Here is a 3,205-nt window from a genome sequence, read left to right as displayed (position 1 = left end):
CTGGAGCCAGAACAGCGCGGCGAAGACGACGGTCGCCCCGTATTCGCTGCGCGCCCAGTCGACGCCGGCCGTCTCCACCCCGCTGACCTGGGACGAGGTGGCGGCCGGCGCGGCCGGGAAGCGCCCGGCGACGAAGCCGTACACCGCTGCGGAGGTGCTCAAGCGGGTGGACAGGCACGGCGACCTGCTCGCCCCCCTGCTCACCGCCGGCCCTGAGGTGTAAGGAAGGGCACCCTATTAACGCCTAGGGTATAGAAAGGCACCCTTCTCACCGCTGCACTGGGCGCCCGGCTGGTAGGTGGGCCGGCGCGGTAGGAGCGTGGCGCACCGGACCGGTAGTGGCTCGGTCAGCCACGCCCATCAGACCTGTCGTTCCATACGGGCTACCATCAGGTCTTTTCTCGGCGGTGTCCGATAGCTACTGTCCGACATGGGCGGGCGCGCCAACGATGGTGTCCGCCGAGTCCACTCGGAAGGATCGTAAATGGTCATTGGGCATCATCGACGGCGCGGCACCACCCGGGCCGTCGTCGCCGGTGTCGCGGCCCTGGTCACCCTGGTGGCCACAGGCGCTCCGGCACACGCACAGGACGCCCCGCCGATCAAGCGGCCGAAGCCGGTGGCCGGGGTGAACGCCGGGCAGGCGGGCATCAAGACGTTCGCCTCGCAGGAGGCGGCGGCCCGGATCGCGCCGTACGGTGCCGTCGATCCGGGCGAGTACGGCGACGCGCTGGCCGACCTCAAGGGCCTGCGCGGCACGGACTCGCGCTGGCACGAGGTGACGAACAAGCCGTACGACGCGGACGACCCGAACTACCGCGACCCACAGTTCTCCAACTCCGGCGGGGGCGCGGGCCTGGTCGCCGGACGCGTACCGGGTCTCGCCGCCGGCCGGGGCTGGGTCTTCGCCGGTGGAGCCAACGGCGGGGTGTTCCGCAAGAAGCTGGGCGACGGCGGCACCTGGCGGCCGATCTCGGACGGCATCCTGGCCCTGTCGACCGGCGACCTGGTCTACGACGCCGCAGCGGACACGCTGTGGTACGCCACCGGTGAGGCGAACACCGGTGCCACCAGCTACACCGGTGCGGGTGTCTACCGGCTCCGCAAGGCCAGCAGCGCGGGCAGCAACTTCTCCCAGGCCGACCGGGTCGGCGGCGACGAGTTGGAGTCGCGCAGCATCAACCAGTTGAAGTTCGACGGCGCCGGCTGGGTGTACGCGGCCACCAGCCGCGGGCTGTGGCGGCACTCCACGAACCCGAAGCGGCACAGCGAGCGGTGGCAACTGGTGTTCCTGCCGAACCCGGCCTCGGACACCGACGTCACCAAGCCGTACGACAACATCATCAACGACGTGCTGATCCAGCCGGGCACGAAGGGGCGGACCGTCCTGGCCAACGCGGCCTGGCGGTCTGGCGCCGCGTACAACGGCTACTACCTGTCCACCCGCGGCGGCCAGCCCGACAGCTTCGTCCGGGTCAACCTCGCCGGAGACATCGACAACGCCGACGTGGGCAACGCGGAGTTCTCGGCATCGGCGAGCGGCCGTGACCTGTACCTGGTGCAGTCCAGCCCGGCCGGGCTGGCGGCCGGTGACAGCGCGCTCTCCGGGGTCTACCACTCGACCAACGGTGTCCTCGGCCCGTGGGCCCGCATCGCCGACTCGACGAAGTTGGAGAACTCCGGCTCCGCGATCGGCGCCGACATGGGCTACCCGCCCGGCGTCCAGGCCTGGTACAACAACTTCGTCGAGGTCGACCCGACGAACCCCCGTCACGTCTACGTCGGCCTGGAGGAGGTCTACGAGACCGAGGACGCAGGCGCGACCTGGAAGACGATCGGGCCGTACTGGAACTTCGGGTTCCCCTGCTACGACCCGTCGATCCCGTCCGGCGGTTGCCCGTCGACCACGCACGCCGATCAGCACTCGGTCGCCATCGCCGACGGCACCGTCCTGGTCGGCAACGACGGTGGCGTCTACTCCCGCCCGTTGGACCCCGCCACCAGCATGGAGGACGCCGCCGGTCACGCCACCGACTGGACCAACCACAACGCGACCCTGCGTGCCCTGCAGTACTACTCCGTCGGCACGGGCCGTGACCCCAACGGCGGTGGCTACACCGTTGCCGGCGGCCTGCAGGACAACGGCGGCTCCCTGCTGCGCGCCGGGGCCAGCAAGATGGTCAGCCCGTTCGGCGGGGACGGCGGGGACATCATCGTCAACCCGCGCAACGGCTGCGAGATCCTCGACGAGTACGTCTTCCTCGCGCTCTGGCTGACGACGAACTGCGGCCAGAGCGACGGCTCGACCAGCGCGGTCTTCGACGTCACCGTGCCGGACGTCAACGCACGCTTCACCGCGCCGTTCCGCGCGATCCGTGGGTCGAAGAACGTCCGCGACGGGGCCAGCGAGCGCTGGGTCGCCGGCGGCAACTCCTTCTGGCGGCACGACCTCGCGTTCAGCTACACCCCGGAGGAGGCCGCCGCCGATGACGCCAGGGGCTGGCAGCAGCTCTACGCCCTCGACGACACCGGCACCCGCCTGATCGTGGGCCTCGACGCCGTCGCCGACCCCGCCGCTGCGGCCGACCCGTCGAAGGACACCTACCTGGCGGCCTGGTGCGGCCAGGCGAACTGCAACAGCGCCGGCTTCACCCGAGGCGTGGCCACCAACTGGGGCGGCGCCTGGACCGAGCTGGACATGACCGGGCTGCCCGACCGCTACCCCAACGCGGTGACCTTCGACCCCAACGACCCGACGAACTCCACCCTGTACCTGGTGTTCAACGGGTTCAACCGGCGCTTCGTCGAGGGCCCGGGTGCGGGCGTCAAGCACGTCTACCGGGGCAAGCTCACGAAGACCTCCGCCGGGATCCAGGTCGCCTGGACCGACCTGTCGGTCGGTTTCCCGGACGTGCCCGCCACCGACGTGGTCGTCGTCGGGGACAAGCTGGTCGTCGGCACGGACCTCGGTGTGCTCGTCGCCGACCGGCGCGCCGCCCCGGACCGCATCCACTGGCGACGGGTCGGCGCCAACCCCGGTAGCTCATCCTCCGCGCTGCCGCTGACCGCCGTGTTCGACCTGCACGTCAGCGGCGACGGAAACCTGTATGCCGCGACCCACGGTCGCGGCATCTGGAAGACGCCGTTGCGAGGTCTGTAGGGCCGAAGCTGTGGGCCCGCCCGACACACCGGGCGGGCCCACAGC

1 protein-coding gene and 1 pseudogene are annotated in these 3,205 nt (G+C 70.7%); both read left to right on the top strand.

The window, feature by feature from the left end; translation table 11 throughout:
• Window positions 1-223, top strand: a pseudogene (locus tag ACFT41_RS32120) (ATP-dependent DNA ligase); the annotation flags it as partial.
• Window positions 224-484: 261 nt separating this feature from the next.
• Window positions 485-3,160, top strand: a complete 2,676-nt coding sequence (locus ACFT41_RS32115; protein ID WP_377588669.1) for a glycosyl hydrolase — start codon at window positions 485-487, stop codon at window positions 3,158-3,160.
• Window positions 3,161-3,205 lie beyond the last annotated feature (45 nt).

This window comes from Micromonospora sp. NPDC057141 (assembly GCF_042670805.1).
Taxonomy (GTDB): Bacteria; Actinomycetota; Actinomycetes; order Mycobacteriales; family Micromonosporaceae; genus Micromonospora.
The sequence above is the reverse complement of the archived record's forward strand: the minus strand, read 5'-3'. Positions and strand labels throughout refer to the sequence as shown.

Excerpts from the sequence above, each read along its gene's own strand:
- ACFT41_RS32115 (WP_377588669.1), top strand. The coding sequence starts at position 485 with ATGGTCATTGGGCATCATCGACGGCGCGGCACCACCCGGGCCGTCGTC.